The organism is Leptolyngbya sp. FACHB-321 (assembly GCF_014695975.1).
GTDB lineage: Bacteria > Cyanobacteriota > Cyanobacteriia > Leptolyngbyales > Leptolyngbyaceae > Stenomitos.
Genome location: NZ_JACJPI010000084.1, coordinates 115,615 through 135,959, shown reverse-complemented (window position 1 = coordinate 135,959; position 20,345 = coordinate 115,615). Strand labels below are relative to the sequence as shown.

The 20,345-nt window shown below is 50.9% G+C and carries 16 protein-coding genes; 6 read left to right on the top strand and 10 right to left on the bottom strand.

Annotation, left to right across the window (positions count from 1 at the left end):
* Nucleotides 1-25: 25 nt before the first annotated feature.
* From H6F76_RS29910 to H6F76_RS27545, 3 genes are all read right to left on the bottom strand, one after another.
* Complete coding sequence (locus H6F76_RS29910; protein ID WP_347276140.1) at nucleotides 26-1,660, bottom strand: ATP-binding protein; 1,635 nt, start codon at nucleotides 1,658-1,660, stop codon at nucleotides 26-28.
* Between the two features lie 390 nt (nucleotides 1,661-2,050).
* Nucleotides 2,051-2,926 (bottom strand): universal stress protein, encoded by an 876-nt coding sequence (locus H6F76_RS27550; protein ID WP_190513137.1) that lies wholly within the window; start codon nucleotides 2,924-2,926, stop codon nucleotides 2,051-2,053.
* 360 nt (nucleotides 2,927-3,286) lie between these two features.
* Nucleotides 3,287-3,484, bottom strand: a complete 198-nt coding sequence (locus H6F76_RS27545; protein WP_190446278.1) for an NblA/ycf18 family protein — start codon at nucleotides 3,482-3,484, stop codon at nucleotides 3,287-3,289.
* A gap of 601 nt (nucleotides 3,485-4,085) precedes the next feature.
* On the opposite strand from H6F76_RS27545, the gene thrC reads away from it, so the two are divergent.
* From thrC to H6F76_RS31645, 3 genes are all read left to right on the top strand, one after another.
* A complete protein-coding gene (gene thrC / locus H6F76_RS27540) occupies nucleotides 4,086-5,387 on the top strand; it encodes a threonine synthase (protein WP_190446279.1) in 1,302 nt (433 codons plus the stop codon).
* A gap of 99 nt (nucleotides 5,388-5,486) precedes the next feature.
* The gene (locus tag H6F76_RS27535; protein ID WP_190513135.1) at nucleotides 5,487-5,762 is read left to right on the top strand and encodes a MoaD/ThiS family protein; all 276 of its coding nucleotides are present in this window, start codon (nucleotides 5,487-5,489) and stop codon (nucleotides 5,760-5,762) included.
* An 11-nt stretch (nucleotides 5,763-5,773) separates the two neighbouring features.
* Nucleotides 5,774-6,076 (top strand): ACT domain-containing protein, encoded by a 303-nt coding sequence (locus H6F76_RS31645; RefSeq protein ID WP_199322535.1) that lies wholly within the window; start codon nucleotides 5,774-5,776, stop codon nucleotides 6,074-6,076.
* On the opposite strand, the gene H6F76_RS27525 is transcribed toward H6F76_RS31645, so the two are convergent.
* Both H6F76_RS27525 and priA read right to left on the bottom strand, forming a co-directional pair.
* Nucleotides 6,061-6,996, bottom strand: a complete 936-nt coding sequence (locus tag H6F76_RS27525) for a tetratricopeptide repeat protein (RefSeq protein WP_190513133.1) — start codon at nucleotides 6,994-6,996, stop codon at nucleotides 6,061-6,063. The two genes, H6F76_RS31645 and H6F76_RS27525, sit on opposite strands and share 16 nt — an antisense overlap.
* Nucleotides 6,997-7,273: 277 nt before the next feature.
* Nucleotides 7,274-9,868 (bottom strand): primosomal protein N', encoded by a 2,595-nt coding sequence (gene priA / locus H6F76_RS27520; RefSeq protein ID WP_190513131.1) that lies wholly within the window; start codon nucleotides 9,866-9,868, stop codon nucleotides 7,274-7,276.
* Between the two features lie 838 nt (nucleotides 9,869-10,706).
* Between priA and H6F76_RS27515 the strand changes: the two genes are divergently transcribed.
* Nucleotides 10,707-11,981 (top strand): RpoD/SigA family RNA polymerase sigma factor, encoded by a 1,275-nt coding sequence (locus H6F76_RS27515; protein WP_242036876.1) that lies wholly within the window; start codon nucleotides 10,707-10,709, stop codon nucleotides 11,979-11,981.
* 178 nt (nucleotides 11,982-12,159) lie between these two features.
* On the opposite strand, the gene H6F76_RS27510 is transcribed toward H6F76_RS27515, so the two are convergent.
* Nucleotides 12,160-13,494, bottom strand: a complete 1,335-nt coding sequence (locus H6F76_RS27510; RefSeq protein ID WP_190513129.1) for a pitrilysin family protein — start codon at nucleotides 13,492-13,494, stop codon at nucleotides 12,160-12,162.
* 250 nt (nucleotides 13,495-13,744) lie between these two features.
* Between H6F76_RS27510 and crtD the strand changes: the two genes are divergently transcribed.
* Entirely contained in the window at nucleotides 13,745-15,394 is a 1,650-nt protein-coding gene (crtD, locus tag H6F76_RS27505) for a C-3',4' desaturase CrtD (RefSeq protein ID WP_190513128.1), read from the top strand.
* A 171-nt stretch (nucleotides 15,395-15,565) separates the two neighbouring features.
* On the opposite strand, the gene H6F76_RS27500 is transcribed toward crtD, so the two are convergent.
* A complete protein-coding gene (locus tag H6F76_RS27500) occupies nucleotides 15,566-16,063 on the bottom strand; it encodes a hypothetical protein (protein ID WP_190513127.1) in 498 nt (165 codons plus the stop codon).
* Nucleotides 16,064-16,234: 171 nt separating this feature from the next.
* On the opposite strand from H6F76_RS27500, the gene H6F76_RS27495 reads away from it, so the two are divergent.
* Nucleotides 16,235-16,471: a hypothetical protein gene (locus tag H6F76_RS27495; protein ID WP_190513126.1), complete on the top strand. Its 237-nt coding sequence runs from the start codon at nucleotides 16,235-16,237 to the stop codon at nucleotides 16,469-16,471.
* Between the two features lie 43 nt (nucleotides 16,472-16,514).
* Here H6F76_RS27495 and H6F76_RS27490 read toward each other — a convergent pair whose 3' ends face one another.
* From H6F76_RS27490 to topA, 3 genes are all read right to left on the bottom strand, one after another.
* A complete protein-coding gene (locus H6F76_RS27490; RefSeq protein ID WP_190513125.1) occupies nucleotides 16,515-16,904 on the bottom strand; it encodes a type II toxin-antitoxin system VapC family toxin in 390 nt (129 codons plus the stop codon).
* Nucleotides 16,891-17,154 (bottom strand): AbrB/MazE/SpoVT family DNA-binding domain-containing protein, encoded by a 264-nt coding sequence (locus H6F76_RS27485; RefSeq protein WP_190513124.1) that lies wholly within the window; start codon nucleotides 17,152-17,154, stop codon nucleotides 16,891-16,893. Before H6F76_RS27485 ends, H6F76_RS27490 begins: the two co-directional genes overlap by 14 nt.
* A gap of 183 nt (nucleotides 17,155-17,337) precedes the next feature.
* Nucleotides 17,338-20,094 carry a type I DNA topoisomerase gene (gene topA, locus H6F76_RS27480; protein ID WP_190513122.1) on the bottom strand — a complete coding sequence of 919 codons (2,757 nt, stop codon included), beginning with the start codon at nucleotides 20,092-20,094 and terminating at the stop codon, nucleotides 17,338-17,340.
* Between the last annotated feature and the right edge of the window lie 251 nt (nucleotides 20,095-20,345).

The window sequence follows — 20,345 nt, the reverse complement described above, 5'->3', positions numbered from 1 at the left end:
GGAGGAAGCGCCTGTCTACGCGTCTCTACCTGGGCATAGGCAGGGTGAACACAAAGGTGCTGCCACAGCCCAGGGTGCTTTCAGCCCAAATCTTGCCGCTGTGTTGCTCAATAACGTTGCGGCAAATTGCTAACCCTAAGCCCGTGCCCCCTTTCTGGCGAGAATCGGAGGCATCGACCTGTTGGAACCGCTCAAAAATACGTTCTAGTTGATTCTCTGGGATGCCTTGCCCCTCATCACGGATACGGAAGACTGCTTCAGGGAGCGGGGAGTGGGCTTCGACGTGAGCGCTCAGCCGAACGGGAGTGGGGAGTGGCTTCGACATGAACTCAGCTGAACGGGCTTGGGTTTCGGCGTGAGTATGCAGCCGAACGGGCTTGGGTATGAGGTGTAGGGTTTCGTCTAGGCTACGATCGTGGCTTTCAGTTGAACCCACCATCGAGATGTTTTGCTGAGCGGGTGCAGGGTACGGAGAGAGGGCATCGGAACGGGCAACGCTCAACCAGACCTTGCCATATGGGGGTGAAAACTTGATGGCATTGCTAAGTAGATTGGTCAGCGTTTGCAGAATGTAATCAGCATCCGCCCAGACAGAAATATCTTCTAGCTGGGTCACCAGGGTAATGCCGTGTTGCATTGCCATCGGTTGCATTGCCTCTGCTGCCTGAGTGAGCAGGTAGGCGGCATTACACGCTTGTCGTTGCATCATGAGGTTACCAGACTCAATCCGCTGTAAATCGAGTACGTTGTTGACTAGCCGCACAAGCCTTTCAGTGCTGGCATCCGCGATCGTCAGCATTTGTTGCCCTTTGGCTGAGAGGTTGCCTAAACGCCCAGTCGCCAAAATTTTGAGGGCACTGTGCAAGGAGGTTAGCGGTGTTCGCAGTTCGTGGCTGATGATAGCTAGGCACTCATTGTTTTGACGTAGGGCAGCTTCTGCTTGCATCCGCCCGTTGCTTTCCTGCTGCAAATTGTGTTGAGCTGCTTGCAGGTCTGCGGTACGGGCTTCTATAACTGCTTCCAGTTGTTTTAGCCGTTGTGCTTGCGAGAGGGCAAGGCTGATATGCACTGCCAGTTGTTGCATGAGCTCTCGCTCAAACTCGACCCACTGTCGGGTGCTCTGGCATTGATGGGCAATTAACAAACCCCAGAGGTGCTGCTGAACAAGAGCATTACCGTGAGTTTGAACTGTAAGCGTCTGGACGATCGGCACAATTAACTTTGCTTTGATGCCAAATTGCTCCACAAATTTCACTAAACAAGTCGCTAAACCAGCGGTCGGATCGCGTACGTTGGCGATCGTCCGCACTCGTCCTTGAGCATAAAGCTGCTGATAGTCTTGAGGAAACGCTTCTTCGGGAAACTCTAAATGCATTAGTGCCGGATACTCTGGCGACACTGCCTCGCTAATGGTCTTGCCAGTGTGATCAGGTAAGACATGGTAAATCAACACGCGATCGACTTGCAAAAGGCGCTGCACCTCTGTCACAGTCGTATGCAAAATATCTTCGAGCTGAAGCGACTGCCGAATTTTGAGCGTCACTTCACCAAACAGTGCCATCTGTTGCTGCTGCTTGCGTAGCTCTGCCTGCATGGATTCGTACTGTTTGGCTTTCTGAGCCTCAGACGCTGTGAATTTTTGAGAAGACGGTTGAGACACTTCAGTACAGCTATGCAGACAAGTCTCTTTAATTGTTGACCCAACCCTTCAAAACTTTAAAGCGAACAGATCTTAATGTTGTAAATCTTATTTCCCACGCCACTACTGGCTGGTAGTCGTAGTGCCACTGCTTCTACGTCGATCGCCTGCTGCTTTGTCAAACCCTGCACTAGACCTAAAAGGGACTACGGCAATATATTCCACCCAGTGCAGCTCTGATCAAAATTTTTGATCAAGTGTAAGGACAGGTTGCAATGCTTCTAAGTCGCTGGGCGTAATTATTGATAGAGACACATCTCGACTTCGCTCAATGCTCTTAGTCCTGCGTGTCGGCAGGTTGAGCGCAGTCGAAACCCGGTCCTTCAGTGGTGTTTGATTTAGCCTTTCTACTTACTGTCGCGACGGTGGGAAGTAGATAATTGGATGCCAACTCCGACGCAACAGCTCGTCTGTAAACTGTGGTGCAGACCAACTCAACAGCTTATTGGGTACGCTTGAGGACGTAACGATCGCGCTGACATTGGCTTCCTGTGCTGCTGCCAATACTTCTGTCAGTGGGTCGCCTTCCCGAACTTCGACCGGATCGATCGTTATGTCTGCCGTTCTTAGTTCAGCGGCAATCGTCTCCAGTTCTTTACGTGCGCTGGCAAGCTGATGGTCGGTAGGCACGTCGCGCCGTCGCATCCCATCCACAACCCAACATAGGTGTAGCTGTAACTCGATCGACGGTTGAAAGCTTTGCTTCAGTTGCTGCACCAAATACTTTGAGGCAGGACTTCCATGGTAAGGCACTAGTAAGTAGCGGCACAGATGACGGCAGCGCAAAGACAATTCCTCCGCTGTATAAGTTGCAATCAACTGCGGACGCATCACCATCAAGGGCACTGTCAACCGTTGTACCAGCGCGACAGTCGTACTACCAAAGAATTTTTCTGCCAGAAGGCTGCGGGTTGGGGTGCCAGTGAGCACTAGATCTGCCGCATATTTATTAGCTACCTTTAAGATCAAGTCAACCGGATTACCACACTCGACTTCCACTTGTACATCAATGCCCGGAGGAAGGTTTTTCAGCGCAGTGCTCAAGCGTTCCTGTGCCTGCTTGATCCCTTCCTCATTAATCCGTGGAACGTTGTTGCGCTCAACATACGGAACACTATGCAAAAAGACAAGCTGCTTCACACCACCTTCTGCAAAGCTAGACACGAAGCTTGCGAGGCGGTGCAGTCCGTCCGAAAAGTCTGTACAGATTATTAAACGCTGAAACATGGTATCCAGGTTGGCAAGCGCTCTTCAGCTCACCTGTCCTTAAACTACCATTGCAGAACAAAACAGCGTGGTGATTTCATTAAGGTATTGGTTTTGGCTAAATGCTTTTTTACTGGTCGGCACGCGCTGATCGGAGCCAGACAGCGTTTTCCAGTCATTTAAGACAAAGGTCTGTTCAAGATGATAGCTGACATCAACGCTTGAGAAAGACGAGTAAAACGTTAATCAAGCAAATTAAATTAGCAGTACTGGCAATCAAAAAAACTAAATAGACTGCACTTGACGCCCCAGCACCCCCAGCTCTCTTCCATTAAGTCTGAAAAAAGCAAGAGATAGAGGTCGTCCACAGCGCAGAAAACGCTACTGAAACTGAGGACCCGATTCTAATCCCCATTGGTGCTTAAGAAAATGCTTGTACATGTTCTCACGCATTACCATTTGCTCGTAGAGCTTGACGAGGAAGTCCTGAGCTTGTTCACGGCTCATGTTCTGCACTTGGGATTCAAAGGAACGGATACTGAATTGCTGTTCTAAAGATAGGTCAACAGGTTGGCTCATATTCGGCTCCAGTTTGAGAGAGTGTGTTTTGACCGCCCAATAGCGAATCGCTTCAGTTGGACGTTTCTAGCGCTCGCTGCTTCTGCTTACGGTTTCCCAAGAGTCAGAATTAGTGATCCGCTTGTTATTACAAAATATAACAACTGTTTGACAAAGTGACCATCCCCCTCTCGGACTAGTTCGCTAGTATGTGCCTGTACTACGGCTCTCGTTACTGTTTCAGGTTGCAAAGATTGCCCTAAGCAGTATGTGTTTCGCTGTACATCACTTGCGTTTTTGCAGAAGCATACTCAATCACGCTTAATACTGCTGTTCTGGCACAGCCTTTACGCTGCTAACTGGCAGTTATGACTGGCAGACTAAAGCTGCGAGTAGCTTGTCAGACCATGCCAACTTTATCTGTAGTAAAGATGACGTTCTTCGTTTAGAGGATATATGGCACTTCTCTACGGCATTCGCGGTAAAAATGGCTGAAATGCTCATCAGCACTAATACCCGATAAAAAAGGTCGGGTATGTTTGACTGGTTTTGTTACCCGTGTTACCATCAATCGAACTTCGTCTTTAATCGTGTCCTTCACCATCACCGAGAGCTTTTGACTATGACCCAGGCAACTCAACCAAAAACCAAATCTGCTGCAACCTTTCGTGCGCTTAAGTGTAAAGAGTGTGGCGAAGAGTACGAACTCAAGGCTATGCACGTCTGCGAGTACTGCTTTGGTCCCTTGGAAGTTGTTTACGATTACGATGCTCTACGTCAAACAGTGACCCGCGAAACGATTCAGGCAGGACCAAATTCGATCTGGCGCTATCGATCCTTTTTGCCTGTTGAAACCAACCAGCCGATCGACGTAGGTACAGGTATGACACCGCTCGTGCAGGCGAAACGCTTGGCACGTCGCCTTGGCTTGAATAAGCTGTACATCAAGAATGATGCAGTGAATATGCCCACCCTTAGCTTTAAGGATCGGGTGGTATCAGTAGCGCTAACGCGGGCAAAAGAGTTAGGTTTTTCGACTGTCTCGTGCGCTAGCACTGGCAATCTGGCAAACTCTACAGCGGCGATCGCGGCTCATGCAGGCTTAGACTGTTGTGTCTTCATTCCTGCCGATCTGGAAGCTGGTAAGGTTATGGGCACATTGATTTATGGTCCCACCGTGATGGCGGTGCAGGGCAATTACGATCAGGTAAACCGCCTCTGTTCTGAAGTTGCCAACACGCATGGTTGGGGCTTTGTCAATATCAACCTGCGCCCTTACTATTCTGAAGGCTCCAAAACGCTGGGCTATGAAGTGGCAGAACAACTAGGCTGGCAGTTGCCCGACCATGTTGTGGCACCGCTAGCTTCAGGTTCTCTCTTCACGAAAATCTATAAGGGTTTCCGAGAATTTGTAGATGTGGGATTGGTTGCTGATAAGCACGTGCGCTTTAGCGGCGCGCAGGCGGACGGTTGTTCTCCGATCGCCCAGGCGTACCGTGAGGGACGTGACTTTGTAACACCTGTGAAGCCCAGCACCATTGCTAAATCACTAGCGATCGGCAATCCGGCAGATGGGGTTTACGCGATCGACATTGCTCGCAAGACCAACGGCAATATTGAATCTGTTACCGATGCCGAAATTATTGAAGGCATCAAGCTATTAGCAGAAACTGAGGGCATCTTCACCGAAACTGCTGGCGGCACGACTGTAGCAGTGCTGCAAAAGCTAGTGGAAGCTGGCAAGATTGATCCTGATGAAACGACAGTTGTTTACATCACAGGCAATGGTCTAAAAACCCAAGAAGCAATGCAGGGTTACATCGGCGAACCGTTTACGATCGAACCCAAACTAGACAGCTTTGAGCGGGCACTCGAACGCTCACACACGTTAGAGCGCTTGGAATGGCAGCAAGTTTTAGTTTAAGAATAGAAGGATAAGGGCTGAAGGCTAAAACGTCAAAACAGCCCTTTCTTACTTCATCTTTGTGCTATTTCATGATTTATCCTTTTATCTTTTCAACCCATGTCCATTAAAGTTCTTATTCCGACTCCACTTCAAAAGCTGACGAACAATCAGGCAACGCTTGAATGTAACGCTGATACCGTTTCTGATTTGTTGGAATCGCTGGAAGCAAGCTGTCCCGGCATCAAAGCGCGGTTATGTGATGACAAAGGTGAGTTGCGTCGTTTCGTCAACTTCTACGTCAACAGTGAAGATATTCGCTTTTTAGAGGGTGCTAAAACCCCCCTAAAAGATGGCGATGAGGTTAGCATTATTCCTGCGATCGCGGGTGGTTGATTACCTCTGACGTGCAACTTACTCTTGCCATCTTGCAAGAGGTGTTTGCTATCTGTCAGCTCGATCGCGCTCTGCCCATATCAGCTTGGAGTCTGCAAGGATTTTTTGCTGTGGCGCGGACGCAGGACAAACTCTCGATTATGTGTACCCAAGCAGTCATCCCGCCGACCGCTGACATTAGCATTTTTGCTATCTCTGCCTACAACACAGATTACGTTTTGGTGAAGCAATCAGTTTTGAAGAGAGCTGTTCAAGTATTGTTGCAAGCTGGGCATCAAGTAGTGCCTGCTTCGCTCACTTACACAGCGTCTTGATTAAGTTGTCCCACTTGCTTGAGCAAGAGATCGCGGTTTTCGCGAGCATCTGTGTTGTTGGGGTTGATTTTAAGCGTTTTCTCAAAGGACGCGATCGCATCTTGATAACGCTCAAGTTGGGCTAAGGCAACACCACGATTAAACCAGGCATCTTCGTTACTTGCTTGGAGTGTGATGGCTCGATCGTAGGATTTAACCGCATCTTGATAGCGTTTGAGGTTAAACTGCACATTCCCGCGATTGATCCAGGTATCCGCGCGATCAGGGGCGATTTTTATTGCCTGGTCATAAGACGCAAGCGCTTCAGGATAACGTTGCAGCTTGGTTAACACTACGCCTCGGTTGTACCAGGAACTTCCATAGGCTGGTTGCAAGCGTATCGCTTTATCGTACGCAGTCAGTGCGTCCTGATAGCGGCGTAGGCGACTGAGCGTTACACCTTGGTTGTACCAGACATTGGCATCGTTAGCGTCAATTTTCAGCGCTGTGTCATAAGCTTTCAGAGCATCTTCTGGCTTTTTGCTGTCATCCAATGCATTGCCTAGCCCGACCCAGCCAGACACTGAGCGCGAATCGAGTTCTGTGGCACGCTTATAGGCAGCGATCGCCTCGTCATACTGCTCCAAATTGTAGAACGCAGTGCCCTGACCAATCCAGGCTTGGACATTTTTTGCGTCAGCGTCTAGCGCTTGCTTAAACAAAGATAGCGCTTGCTCCGACTTACCCTCATTCAGCAAGGCATTGCCGTCCTTGAGCAGACGGGCAACAGGAGTAGGCTGTGCTTGTGTAAGAAGTAGGGTCGCTGGACGGTTAGCAGGCGTTACTTGACCCAATGCTGCTGCCTGCGCCGAATCGGGGGGCGTAGCAACGCTAGCTAAAAGTATAATGAGGGCAGTCAGTTTAACAGGTTGGAAGGTCATAAGGGCTTGTCTCGATGAAATCGGTAGAATAAAGACGTTGGCTAGTCCAGGCACTTAAAGCTTGACATTTTCTTACCCATGCAGCGAAAAGTTCGCATGGTCGTCTGTGCGCGGCTAGTGTCTACATTTAAAGAAACGAGACGCGCTTGCTCTATTCCGTATTTGCAGGGATGGAATTTAAGAGGCTTGACTGTAAGCACATCACTACTTGCAGGCGATCGGTATCTGTCTCGCCTAACGTTCCCTCCCCGTCGGTTAAAGCATTTCTTGAAGCAAATCAGAACAAATTTAGTGGATCAACATCAATCGTTAAACTAACATTGCTGGCACAGAGTGCCCGGAGTGTGGTGCTATCGGGCAGCGTCACTGCGGTATGAAGCGGTAGCTTCAGCAAGATTTGCCAATGGTAGCGACGAGCAACGCGCAAAATAACAGCAGGCGCGGGTCCTAGACGCTCTACACCCTGCGCTTCTAAGTCTGCCAGTGCTAGTGCTACCCGTTCGGCAGCTTGCTGCACTGCGATCGGGCTGGTACTGCCAAACCGCAATAAGACCAAGCGACCGTAGGGTGGATAGTTGAGCTGCGATCGCTGACCCAGTTCCGTAGCCACAAACTGCTCGTAGGCATACTGCTGTACAGCTTGAATGACTGGATGGTCAGGTGCATAGGTTTGCAGAATCACCCGTCCCGGATCGTCCCCACGTCCACAGCGCCCCGCTACCTGGGTCAGCGTTTGAAACGCGCGTTCGCTCGCACGATAATCTGCCATGTGCAGTAGCCCATCGGCTGACACAATGCCAACTAGCGTCACTTGCGGTAGATCAATCCCTTTCGCTAGCATCTGAGTGCCCACTAAAAGGTCTGCTTCGCCAGCCGCAAACTGGTTCAGCAGTGCTCGATGCGAACCTTTTGTGCGCGTTGTATCGCTGTCAAACCGCAGCAGGCGAAGGTCAGGAAATTCCTGCGCCAGCGCTTGAGCAACACGCTGAGTGCCGCTGCCAAAATGCTTGAAGTAGGTCGAGTGACAGGTTGGGCAGTCGTTGGGTAGTAAACGGGTGTGGTTGCAGTAGTGGCAGCGTAATAGGGGTGTTGCCTCACTGTGAACATGATGGTACGCCAGCGAGACATCGCAGTTAGGACAGGTGACAACGTAACCACAGCTTCGGCAAGAAACAAAGGTGCTATGCCCACGACGGTGAATAAATAGAATGCCCTGCTGCTGCCGTTCCTTCATAGTAAGGAGTGCTGCTCGCAGCGATCGACTAAAAATTGAATGATTGCCTTCATGAAGTTCCCGACGCATGTCCACCACGTCGATCGAGGGCAGTGGGCGATCGTGAACGCGGGTGGGAAGGGAGAGGAAAAGGGGTGAGGGGTGAGGGGTGGAAGTTTTAAGTAGCACTTCGTGCCGCTGCGCTAGAGAGTTTTGAGTTACTTCTGCCTTCTGCCTTCTGCCCTCTGCCTTCTGGCTTCTACAGAAAACCCAGCTTTCCAGCGACGGCGTTGCCGACCCTAGCAGCAGCGGACAATCTTCTAACTCTGCTCGCCAGCTAGCAACCGTGCGGGCGTGATAGCAAGGAGCAGGCTGGTCTTGCTTGAAGCTGGAGTCGTGTTCTTCATCCAGCACAATGAGACCCAGACGTGGCAACGGTGCAAAGACGGCAGAGCGAGTGCCAATTACAACTTGAGCATCGCCATTGAGCATTTGCCGCCAAGTATCGTAGCGTTCGCCATCTGAGAGGGCACTGTGGTAAACGCAGACACGATCGCCAAAACGGGCACGAAAACGATCAGTCAATTGTGGTGTCAGCCCAATTTCGGGCACCAGCACCAAAGCAGATTGCCCGTTCTCCAGCATGGGCGCGATCGCCTGTAGGTAAACTTCGGTCTTACCAGAGCCAGTGACACCATGTAGCAACACCTGAGCAAAGCCAGAGAGTGCCTGAAGCTGCTCCAACGCTGCTGTCTGGTCTGGAGTCAAGGGCTTCGACACATCGGCTGCGATCGTCGGGGCATGCTCACGCCGGAGCACTTCACGTGGCTGAATCACAACCTGCCCTTTCTGCGCCAAACCTTTCAGCGTTGTGGAACTGGTACGGCATTGCTGGAGTAGATCCGCTAGCCACAGCTCACCGCCCTGCCGTCGCAGCACTGCCAGAATCTCCTGCTGCCGGGTGGTCAGGGTAAGGTCAGTGGGAGACGATGCAACCAGGGTGACTGCCAACCGTTGCTTGGGGCGAACGGTTGCTGGCGGCTCTAGATAATTTTCGACCCAGCCATTGCGGACAAGTTCTTGCAGCCCTTGATGTGCACCCTGACACTGGCGTTGTAGGTACTGCCAGGTATAGTCTCCCGTCTTGCTTGCATTTAGGAGTGTGAGGAGTTGTTGAGCGGCAGGGGAGAGGGGAGAGGAGGGAGGGGAAGCATCGGTTTCGCCGTTTGCCGTTTGCCGTTTGCCGTTTGCCTTGCCGTCTACCAGCCGTACGCGCCGTTGCGATCGCGTCAGCAATCCTGGCGGTAGTGCAACGCGCACTACTTGCATTAGAGAGGTGCAGTAATAGTCTGCTACGCGGGTTAGGAGCTGCCAATAGGTCGCCGAAAAGAAGCCCGTCTGTAAGAGCGTATCAACATCCTTAATTTGGGTTGACTCTAGGTCAGCAGGCGGAGTGGCAAGACAACGAATGGCGATCGCGCCTACCTGTTGCATCCCAAAGGGCACGCTTAAAATATCGCCTGGTTGAACCACCAGAGAGGGCGGTAGCCGATAGGTAAAAACGCCTTGAGCACCGGGACAATCTACCAGCACTTCGACCCAGGCAGCTACGGGTGCATCAGCAAAATAATCGGTTCCAGGTTCAGCCAACACAAACATCAGGGGATTCAGACTTTAGAATATAGCCGTGGTGAAGGCTTACGGAAAGGGCTTCAGTACTTAATCTCGTCTTCTGCTTACCAGAAAGGTGCGGCGTTTGCTTTTCCCTCTTCCTACAGCTTTTCACACTCTAGCTTGTGGAAGAGGTGTTTTCACCCTACCGATAGATAGGAGACGTATGAACTCTATGGGACTCTTTTAAAAGGATAAGCAGTTGAGCACAGCCAGCGTTTTGACCGCAGTATGCGGATTAGTGCAGCAAGCAAGGAGTCTTCCTGTCAAACGTATGACAATGTTCAACTACGTTCAGCTATAAATGATGCCTGTTGAGCGGCACGTCTCAAGACCTGTTTGTCTCTGGCATCTGCCGAGAGTTTGCAAGAGAAAAGGGGGTAGCAACTTTCACTGTGATTGTCGGGCAAAAGTCTTTCCACTCCAAAGATTTGCACCTGCTCTAGAGATTCGCACCTTGGAGTTTGCCGATCATCATCTCTTTTTATAGCGTTACTTGTTTCTCTCTACCAACTTGTTGAAGCGATTAAACAGGGTTGAAAGGCTTTTTTGTAGTCGAGCGAACAGCCTAAAAATTTGCTTCAAGTAGTTTAACAGAAGGCGATCGGCTCATGGCATGGTACTGGTCAAGCGTTTCTCTGCTGGTATGTCGCCTGCAGGCAACACCCTTTTCCCACGTTCCTAGTTGAGTCGTTGAGTTCGGCAAATCTAGAGGTTAAGTAATTTACTCAGCTTGCATAGCTGGATTCAGAGATTTCATCGCTTAGAAAAGCGTATACTTACCCCCCCTTTTAAGTAAGCAGCCCCCCTCACACCAATTATTTTTATGCACCAAGAGACCATTCAATCTAAAGATGTAGCGGCGTTTGAGCATGAGGCAATGCCTGCTGACGCAATGCTTGAATCGTTGCAACTGGTGGCTGATGGAAATTTGCCTATTGGGTTAGCTGCTGACGATTTGGCTGAACCCGACTTTGCTGATATTGATGCTGCCGAAGCTGAACTTTTTCAGGGCGACGACGCGGCTGATGCCGTCATTACCGATGCCAGTCTGCTTGATGCTGTCGCTAGTGATGATGACGAAGCGATGAGCACGGACGAGGATGTAGATCAAATTGCCAGTGCGCGTCCGTCTGGCTATAGCAAAACTAGTTCAGATGATGCGGTAGGTGCATTTTTCAAAGAGATGGCGCGCTATCCCTTACTGAAACCGAATGAGGAAGTTGAGCTAGCGCGGCGGATTCGCTATCTGGTTGACATGGATGCTGTGCAATCGCGGCTAATTGAGGAATTGGATCGCGTTCCGACTCGGGCAGAACTTGCTGCCGCTGTCGAACTAACCGAACGGCAGCTAGAGCATCGTTTGTACCGCAGCCGGGTTGCCAAGCGTAAGATGATTCGATCGAACCTGCGGCTGGTTGTATCGATCGCCAAACGCTATCTCAACCGGGGCGTTCCTTTTCTAGATTTAATTCAGGAAGGTGCCCTAGGGTTGAACCGTGCGACCGAAAAGTTTGACCCAGACAAGGGCTATAAGTTTTCGACCTACGCTTATTGGTGGATTCGACAAGGTATTACGCGGACGATCGCCAATGATGCCCGCACCATTCGTCTCCCAATCCACATCGTCGAAAAGCTGAACAAGCTCAAGAAAGCGCACCGCGATCTGCGTAAAGAGTTAAACCGCAACCCCACTGAAGTAGAGCTAGCGAATGCCCTAGAAGTTACACCAGAGCAGCTACGAAATTTGCAGCAAGTGCGCCGTAAGTCCTTATCGCTAAACCATCGTGTGGGTAAAGGTGAGGACACAGAACTCATGGATCTGCTGGAAGATGGTGATACTCAGTCGCCAGAAGCACAGATGAGTGAAACCATGCTGCGTCAGGAAATTTGGGATGTGCTAGGCGATGTGCTAACCCAACGCGAGAAAGACATTATCTCCCTGCGCTATGGGCTAACCTCTAGCAAACCCTGCACGTTAGAAGAAGTCGGTGGCTTGTTTAACCTTTCACGCGAACGGGTACGGCAAATTCAAAGCAAAGCAATGCGAAAGCTACGTCGTCCTCAAATTGCCGAAAGGCTGAAGAGTTGGCTGGGCTAATGTCCTGGCTGAAGAAGCTTAATAGGGTCAGGTGCTGTATGTTTTTCCATCCAGCTACTGACCTTATTTTTGTTGATTTAACATCTCTTTTGTTTGCTAAAAAGTGCTTAGGGACATGGCATCGCTTTATCGCAGCCATGCCCCTAGCTTGTCTACGCTACGGATTTTACGCTACAGGTTATGTTCCTGCTCCTTCATTCGCTTCTGGCTTAATCGTAACGACTCCATAAGCAGTAGGCGAAAGATAGGTTTGAGCTGCCGCCCTGACTGCTTCGGCATCTAGTGCCTGGATGTGGGTTGGGTAGTCGATCGCCGCCGAAAGGTCACCAACGAGAGCCTGGTAGTAACCATAGAGTCCGGCGCGATCGCTGGGTGTTTCGCTGCCAAAGATGAAGTGATTGGCAACGCGAGTGCGGATACGCGCAACTTCAGCTTCGCTAATGAGGTCAGCTTGTAAGTCATGGAGATGCTGGACGATCGCCGCTTCTACGATGGCTAAATTCTCAGTCGGCAGTTGTGCCGAAATGTAGAAGGCACCCTGGTGTTGGTAGGTCAGGTTGCTGGCAGAAATGCTCGAAACCAGCCCACGCTGTTCTCGCAGATCTTGCACCAGTCGCGTTGTCCGCCCATGACTCAGTACCGAAGCCAGCACATCTAGAACATACGTCTGCTGGAGATCATTCAACCCAGGTACACGCCAAGCCATGATCAGACGCGCCTGCGTAAGGCTTGCATCGGTTAGCTCTCGACGCACGATCGTTTCAAACGGAGGCTCAGGGGCTAATGGCTTGAGTTTTGAGTGTTGGGCTTCTAATGGCTGACGGCTGATAGCTGACCGCTGACCACTAGCTGCTTGTACAAAACTAGCTTCCACAATGCGGATCAACTCATCAACCGGAAGATTGCCAACAACGGCAGCAGTCATTGCCTGTGGCTGATACCACTGCTGGTGAAAATCGCGCATCTGTTGGGCAGTCAGTTGCTCAATGACTGTGGTCGGACCCAACACTTGACGACGATAGGGAAGGCGATCGAAGGTTAGTTCGGTTGCCTGCTGAAACGTGCGGCGGCGAACATTATCCTGCGATCGACGAATCTCTTCTAACACGACCTGGCGCTCTCGCTCAAACCCATCATTAGGGATACTGGCATTCATCAACACATCAATTTGCAACGGTGCCAGGTCAGCAAAGTCTTGGGGCGCAGTAGTGATGTAGTAATGAGTGTAATCCTGACTGGTCGCTGCATTGGTTACGGCTCCTCGTTGCTCAATGCAGCGTTCAAATTCACCGCTCTGAAGTTGCGCGGTGCCCTTAAAGATCATGTGCTCCAAAAAGTGCGCCATGCCATTGATTGAATCTGTTTCAACAGCTGATCCAACATTGAGCCAGACATTCAGATTTACAGCGTCAACGGGCATCTGTTCTGCAACGATCGTCAAGCCATTAGCAAGACGGTGCAGTGTTGGCGCATTGAGCGGCTGAGCGGCAGGTTTCCTTAAAGTTGAAGTCATGCGGTGCGCTCTTCAGTGGAGGGGCTTCACCTATCTTAATCTGAACGAGAGCGTCGCAGCGGCAAAGGTAAATTATCTAAGCAGTTAGCGGTCCTTGGTCAGCGTTAACCGTCAGCGGTCAGCAGGGAATCTAAAAGCTGAAGGCTGAAAGCTGATAGCAAAGCCAGCGTGGCATTTACAAACTCAACCCAACCCTAGATCAAGCATAAAGCTTTATGATGGAACTATTAAGAAGTGTAAAGTGCCGGGTATGTCAGGTAATCAGCGCGATCGACATCAGGCTCCTCATGTTGTTGTCATTGGGGCAGGTATTGGCGGGTTAACGGCTGGCGCATTGCTGGCGCATCGAGGCTACTCTGTGCTGGTGCTTGATCAAGCGTTAGTACCCGGTGGCTGCGCGTCAACCTTCAAACGACAGGGCTTCACGTTTGATGTCGGTGCGACTCAGGTGGCGGGGCTGGAACCTGGCGGCATTCATCACCGGATTTTTGCCGAGCTGGGCATTGATCTGCCACCCGCAACTCACTGCGATCCTGCCTGTGCCGTTTACTTACCTGGAGAAACTGAGCCGATCAACGTTTGGCGTGACCCCCAACGCTGGCAGGCAGAACGTCAGCGACAGTTTCCTGGCAGTGAACCATTTTGGCAGTTGTTAACAGACTTATTTCGCTACAGTTGGGCGTTTCAGTCACGCGATCCGGTGCTGCCGCCGCGCAACCTGTGGGATCTATGGCAGTTAACGAAGGCAGTCCGACCAGACACGCTGCTGACGCTGCCTCATACGTTTTCGACCGTGGGTGACGCTCTTCGCGGCTACGGCTTGGCAGATAATCAGCGGCTACGCACCTTTCTTGATTTGCAACTCAAGCTTTATTCGCAGGTGAATGCAGAAGAAACGGCGTTGCTTTATGCAGCGACAGCCTTGGGAGTTTCTCAGGAGCCACAAGGGTTGTTTCATCTTCACGGCAGTATGCAGGCGTTGAGCGATCGTCTTGTTGCGGCATTGCAACGCGATGGTGGCAAGCTTCTCATGCGTCATACGGTGGAAGCCGTCCATATTGAAAACGATCGGGTTGCAGATGTGACTATCCGTAACCAGAAAACAGAAGACGTTTGGACAGAGCCTGCCGACCATGTGGTAGCGAACGTGACGGTACAAAATCTGATGGACTTGCTGGGCGAGAATGCTCCTAGAGGCTATCAGCGACGAGTCGAGAAACTGCCATCTGGCTCTGGTGCGTTTGTGGTGTATCTCGGTGTGGATGAACGCGCTATCCCCGAAGACTGCCCGCCCCATCTTCAGTTTTTGTATGACTATGAGGGTGTGATCGCCGAGAATAATTCCCTCTTCGTGTCAGTTAGCCGTCCGGGTGATGGTCGGGCACCAGTAGGGAAAGCAACGATTATTGCATCGTCGTTTACGGATACCAGGCTGTGGTGGGAAGAGGGGGAGGCAGAAGGCAGGCTTCCCAGAGCGTCAGCCGACGGAAGGCAGAGGGCAGAGGGCGGAAGGCAGAAGGTAAAAGGTAAAAGGCAAAAGGCTGAATTTGATACTTACATCTCACACCTCACACCTCACACCTCACACCATTTGCTGAAGCAGCGCTATACCGAGGCGGCGATCGCTCGTCTGTCGCAATTCTTTAACCTCAATGACAAAACGATTTTGCACGTTGAAGCGGCAACGCCTCGAACGTTTGCACATTTTACGGGACGCGATCGGGGCACTGTCGGCGGGATTGGTCAGCGGGTGCCAACGTTTGGTCCCTTTGGCTTTGCAAACCGTACACCCATTCGTAATCTCTGGTTGGTGGGAGACTCGACTCATCCCGGTGAGGGCACGGCAGGGGTGAGCTACTCAGCGTTAACGACTGTGAGGCAGATTGAGGCGGGATGGTAAGGGCGATCGTATGGATTATTCCAAGCTGCTTAGTAAAGCATCTAAATCGTCGTAGTCTTAGGGTGGACGTTTGCGAATAGCGATTATGGCAATCTGTTACAAGTCATCCTCAATTGCGTAAATTAGCTAGGTTTTGTAGGGTTTCGTTAGACTTAACTCTACTGAAACAGCTTAGTAATCAGCCTCATTTATGTAAGCAAGTTGACTTTTTGAGGAATATAATACCGCAGAGTAGCTTCCTTCATGTTTTTCGTAGCATTGGCTTTCGCCCTTAAGCTCTAACGGTTTCCACCAAGAATCTTTAGGAATCCACCCCTCATATAATCGGTTACACTTCCAAGACTCTAGTCCCGGTTGCCTAACCAGCTGACTCTCCCTAATGAATCGCTCAATATTTGATGATTCCACATTAAAGCGGCAGAAATAAGAATAACCGTCTAGACCTAGTCCATTAGTCCGGCAGTTGAGATTATTCACTTTTCCGGTAAGACTTGGATACATCAGGTAAAACCCAGTACAAGTCCCACTATGGGTTGGCAAAACATTGCCCGAATCCAGCAAAGCTGGAGCAACGAACAGAATGAGACCTAGGAAAACCACCCCAGAAAGAACCAAAGCGATAAACAGTCGAGAAGTAATAATTAACAGACGTTTCAATAGTTTCGCCATTGCAAACTCCTGATTTAGAATCCTCAAGAACTGACATACACAGCAAAATCCATGAGTCAGAAGCCTCCACGTTTTTTCATCCTAAATGCCGTCTATCTCCTTGCTTCTGACCTCGCTATAGACATCTCTACAAAAGTCTAACTGGTTCAGGTCGTTGAGGCTCTTTTGCTGGTGGTGGATTTTTTAGTGGTTGTTTTCTTTGCTGTAGTCTTTTTGGTGCCAGTCGTTGTTTTGGCGGCTGTCTTTTTGGCTGTGCCGCTGGTTTTGGTAGCTTTGGTGGTTTCAGTCGTGGCAGGGCTGGCTTTGCGCGATCGCCCTGCCTTCTTCATGCCTGCTTTAGCATTAAGTGCCTCAACCGCAGTTGGCATGGCGATCGCCTTCTCTCCCTTTACCGTTCAAATCGGCTGAGATCGGGCAGATCACGATCGCTCGGATAAGGCAAGGGCAATCGTCAGGGTTGCTGCACCGCACAATCGGTCAGATCTTTGGCTTTTTTCACAAATTTGTTGTCGAACGTATAAAGGGTCGAACAGCTCTGACTTTTGGCTAAATGAAATGCATCCGCAAAATCCAAACCTTGCTCGTGCCACTGTAAAACTTGTGCCATTAAACTGGCGTTTTCAAGTTGCACATTAGGCAACCCAAAAAGTTTGCTCAACGCTTGGCAGTTCTCATCCGGTTTGAACTGGTAAGCAAATCTTAAAACCCATTCCGTTTCAAGAATGACTGTATCCGCGATAAAAATAGCTTGCTCTTGAAACAGCTTGAGGCTTTTGTTGTACTGCTGCTTATCGTCTCGCGTCAGCAGGCGTACAAGCACATTCGTATCAATGGCAATCATGCCACTGCTCCAGGAAACCCTGCTGCACAGCGTTTTCGATGTCATCAAGACTCTTTGGCTTATCTTGATAGTGCAAACAGCCTGCAACGTCTGCCAGCGTCGTTTCTTGGAAGGGCTTTTTGGGTTTTAGCAAAATGCCGTCGCCAAAGGCAGTAGCAATGAGTTCTTGCCCAGCTTCCCAATGATGGGCAGCACGCAATGCCTTGGGAATAATCACTTGTCCCTTACTGGATAAGCGAGTGGTTTCCATTGAACGACCTGTAGGATAAAAAGTAAGAAAGATGTAAGAATTCTAGCATCGCGATTGTCCCCCTTGAAATGACATCGACGGCAAAACCCTCGGCATCAATTTTTTAACCCTTGTGTTGCGCGAGCGCCTCTTCCTCTTACCGAGCAAATAGTCTGCGATCGCGTTCGTAGCGTTAGGACAAGATCACGTCGTAGAGGCTTTTTTGCTGGTGGTGGATTTTTTAGTGGTGGTTTTCTTGGCGGTTGTCTTTTTGGTGCCAGTCGTTGTTTTGGCGGCGGTCTTTTTGGCTGTGCCGCTAGTTTTGGTGGCTTTGGTGGTTTCAGTTGCGGCAGAAGTACTAGCTTTGCGCGATCGCCCTCCCTTCTTCGTTCCCGCCTTGGCGTTGAGTGCTTCGACAGCCGTTGGCATCGCGATCGCTTCGACGGTTTCGCCTTCGGGCAGCGAGGCATTCACCTTGCCGTGCTTAATGTAAGGACCATAGGGACCATCGTAAATATTGACAGGTTCACCGTCTTCGGGATGGGCACCTAGCTCACGGAGGGGTTTAGCTGCGGCACGTTTGCCCCGTCCGGTTTTGGGTTCTGCCAGCATTTCGAGGGCGCGATCAAGGGTAATCGTCAGAACATCATCGCCTGCTTTGATCGAGCGATACTCTTTCACGCCCTTCCCCTGATCCAGCACCACGTAAGGACCAAAACGACCTAGGCTAGCCTGAATTTTGCCCCCTAGTTCGGGATGCGTGCCTAAAAGACGGGGCAGCTTAAGCAACCCAACTGCTTGTTCGAGGGTTAGTGTGTCAGGCGTAACGCCTTTGGGCAAAGAAGCTCGTTTGGGCTTGGGGTTCGCGTCTGATTCATCGCCAAGCTGCACGTAGGGACCATACGCACCGATTTTCAGGTAGATGGGTTCACCTGTTTCGGGATGCAGCCCAACCTTATCGGGTCCTTCGGTTTTTTGGCGGAGCAGGACTTCGACCTGCGCGGGATCAAGATCGGCAGGAGTCAAATCTTTGGGAATCGAGGCTTTGACTGAGCCATCACCGTTTTCAGCTTCGATATAAGCACCGAAGCGACCAATCCGCACTTTTGCTGCCAGGTTCTCTAAATCAACCGTGCGGGCTTCTGTTGGATCGATCTCGCTTTCGCGTTCTTTGACCTGCGTTTCTAGTCCGGTTTCGCCCAGGTAAAACTCTTTCAGATACGGGAGCCATTCAACTGCACCCGTGGAAATTTCGTCCAGGGCATGCTCCATGCGAGCGGTGAAGCTGGTGTCTACAAGGTCGGGAAAGTGTTTTTCTAGCAGTGCGGTGACGGCGAAGGCGGTGAAGGTAGGCACCAGAGCATTGCCGACCATGTTGGCGTAGCCCCGATCGATAATTGTGCCAATGATGCTGGCATAGGTGCTAGGGCGACCAATGCCTTCACTTTCCAGCGTTTTGACCAGAGAGGCTTCGGTAAAACGGGCTGGCGGTTGGGTTTCATGCCCGATCGCTTCTAGGTCAGCGCAGTTTGGCGTGTCACCCACTTGGAGCGGGGGCAGAATGATTTCTTGATCTTCGATCGCCGCATTGGGATCATCTGATCCTTCTACATAAGCGCGGAAGAAGCCTGCAAAGTCAATTCGCTTGCCACTGGCACGAAAGCCAGCATCCTCAACCTGTATTTGCACAGTGACATTGGTCTGGCGCACTTCCGCCATTTGAGTCGCCACGGTACGCTTCCAGATTAGGTCGTAAAGGCGAAATTCTCGGTCTTTCAAACCTGTTTGCTGCGGTGTACGGAAGACGCTACCAGACGGACGAATTGCTTCGTGAGCTTCCTGTGCGCCCTTGCTTTTGGTGGAGTATTGGCGCGGCTCAGGGCTGAGATACTCGGCACCATACATCGACTGCACACAATCACGAGCGGCTGTAATTGCTTGCTGAGAAAGGCTTACAGAGTCCGTCCGCATATAGGTGATGTAGCCTTGCTCGTACAGGCTTTGCGCGGTACGCATGGTGTCACGAGCAGAAAGACCAAGTTTGCGGTTGGACTCCTGTTGCAACGTGGAGGTTGTAAACGGGGGCGAAGGCTTGCGGGTGGTGGGGCGCTCTTCCAGATTTGTGACTGTCCAGGAGCGATCGCGAATGCGATCGTGCAACGTCCGCGCTTCCGCTTCACTCAGCAGCACTACGTTACGTCCTGCAATCACCTGTCCGGTTGCCTCATCAAAGTCACCGCCGTTAGCAACGCGCACACCTGCCAGCGTCACTAACCGTGCTTCAAAGGCTTGCTTCTCCTGACTCTTGGCTCCCGACTCTTGACTGGCTGCCTCTAACGTCGCTTTCAAATCCCAATAGCTGCCCTGCCGGAAGGCTCGTCGCTGGCGCTCTCGTCTGACCAGTAGGCGTACCGAAACTGACTGCACACGTCCAGCCGATAAACCAAAGGCAATTTTTTTCCACAGCAGGGGGGAGAGGGTGTAACCGACGAGGCGATCGAGAATCCGGCGCGTTTCCTGAGCACGTACCAACCGTTCATCCACATCACGACAATTGGTGATGGATTGGCGAATTGCCTCTTCAGTAATCTCATGAAACACCATGCGCTTAATCGGCACGGTGGGCTTCAGCAGTTGCAGCAAGTGCCAGCTAATGCTCTCCCCTTCCCTGTCTTCGTCCGTTGCCAGAAAGAGTTCGTCTACGTCTTTAAGCGCTTCTTTTAATTCTTTGACAATTTTCTTCTTGTCCTGTGGTACGACGTACAGCGGCTCGAAGTTTGCCTCCACGTTTACGCCTAGCGGTGCCCACTTTTCGCCCTTAACGCTTGCCGGAATCTCACTTGCAGATTGGGGCAAATCACGGACGTGCCCCATGGATGCCTCGACCCGATAACCAGCAGGAAGGTAGTTACGGATGGTGCGCGCTTTGGTGGGGGACTCAACGATGACAAGCTTTGACATGGGTGGGAATCGTTAACACTGAAAAGAATGGGGCAGTGAGCAGGTGTCTTACTCTCTCTTATAGCTAATCTTGCCGAGACTACCAGAGAGAAGTGAGTATTTCCTGAACTATCTTTTGAACGGTGGCAGGTGCGATCTCGCACTCATATTTGGCTAGATGGACGGCTAGAAGGGTCATTCAGTTTCTTTGTCGAGAGGCTAAACAACGCCTGGAAACGATCGTGTGTGGAACGAGCCTAACTGAAGCTAAC

Excerpts from the sequence above, each read along its gene's own strand:
- H6F76_RS27550 (WP_190513137.1), bottom strand. The coding sequence starts at position 2,926 with ATGTTTCAGCGTTTAATAATCTGTACAGACTTTTCGGACGGACTGCAC.
- H6F76_RS27545 (WP_190446278.1), bottom strand. The coding sequence starts at position 3,484 with ATGAGCCAACCTGTTGACCTATCTTTAGAACAGCAATTCAGTATCCGT.
- thrC (WP_190446279.1), top strand. The coding sequence starts at position 4,086 with ATGACCCAGGCAACTCAACCAAAAACCAAATCTGCTGCAACCTTTCGT.
- H6F76_RS27535 (WP_190513135.1), top strand. The coding sequence starts at position 5,487 with ATGTCCATTAAAGTTCTTATTCCGACTCCACTTCAAAAGCTGACGAAC.
- H6F76_RS27525 (WP_190513133.1), bottom strand. The coding sequence starts at position 6,996 with ATGACCTTCCAACCTGTTAAACTGACTGCCCTCATTATACTTTTAGCT.
- priA (WP_190513131.1), bottom strand. The coding sequence starts at position 9,868 with ATGTTTGTGTTGGCTGAACCTGGAACCGATTATTTTGCTGATGCACCC.
- H6F76_RS27515 (WP_242036876.1), top strand. The coding sequence starts at position 10,707 with ATGCACCAAGAGACCATTCAATCTAAAGATGTAGCGGCGTTTGAGCAT.
- H6F76_RS27510 (WP_190513129.1), bottom strand. The coding sequence starts at position 13,494 with ATGACTTCAACTTTAAGGAAACCTGCCGCTCAGCCGCTCAATGCGCCA.
- crtD (WP_190513128.1), top strand. The coding sequence starts at position 13,745 with ATGTCAGGTAATCAGCGCGATCGACATCAGGCTCCTCATGTTGTTGTC.
- H6F76_RS27500 (WP_190513127.1), bottom strand. The coding sequence starts at position 16,063 with ATGGCGAAACTATTGAAACGTCTGTTAATTATTACTTCTCGACTGTTT.
- H6F76_RS27490 (WP_190513125.1), bottom strand. The coding sequence starts at position 16,904 with ATGATTGCCATTGATACGAATGTGCTTGTACGCCTGCTGACGCGAGAC.
- H6F76_RS27485 (WP_190513124.1), bottom strand. The coding sequence starts at position 17,154 with ATGGAAACCACTCGCTTATCCAGTAAGGGACAAGTGATTATTCCCAAG.
- topA (WP_190513122.1), bottom strand. The coding sequence starts at position 20,094 with ATGTCAAAGCTTGTCATCGTTGAGTCCCCCACCAAAGCGCGCACCATC.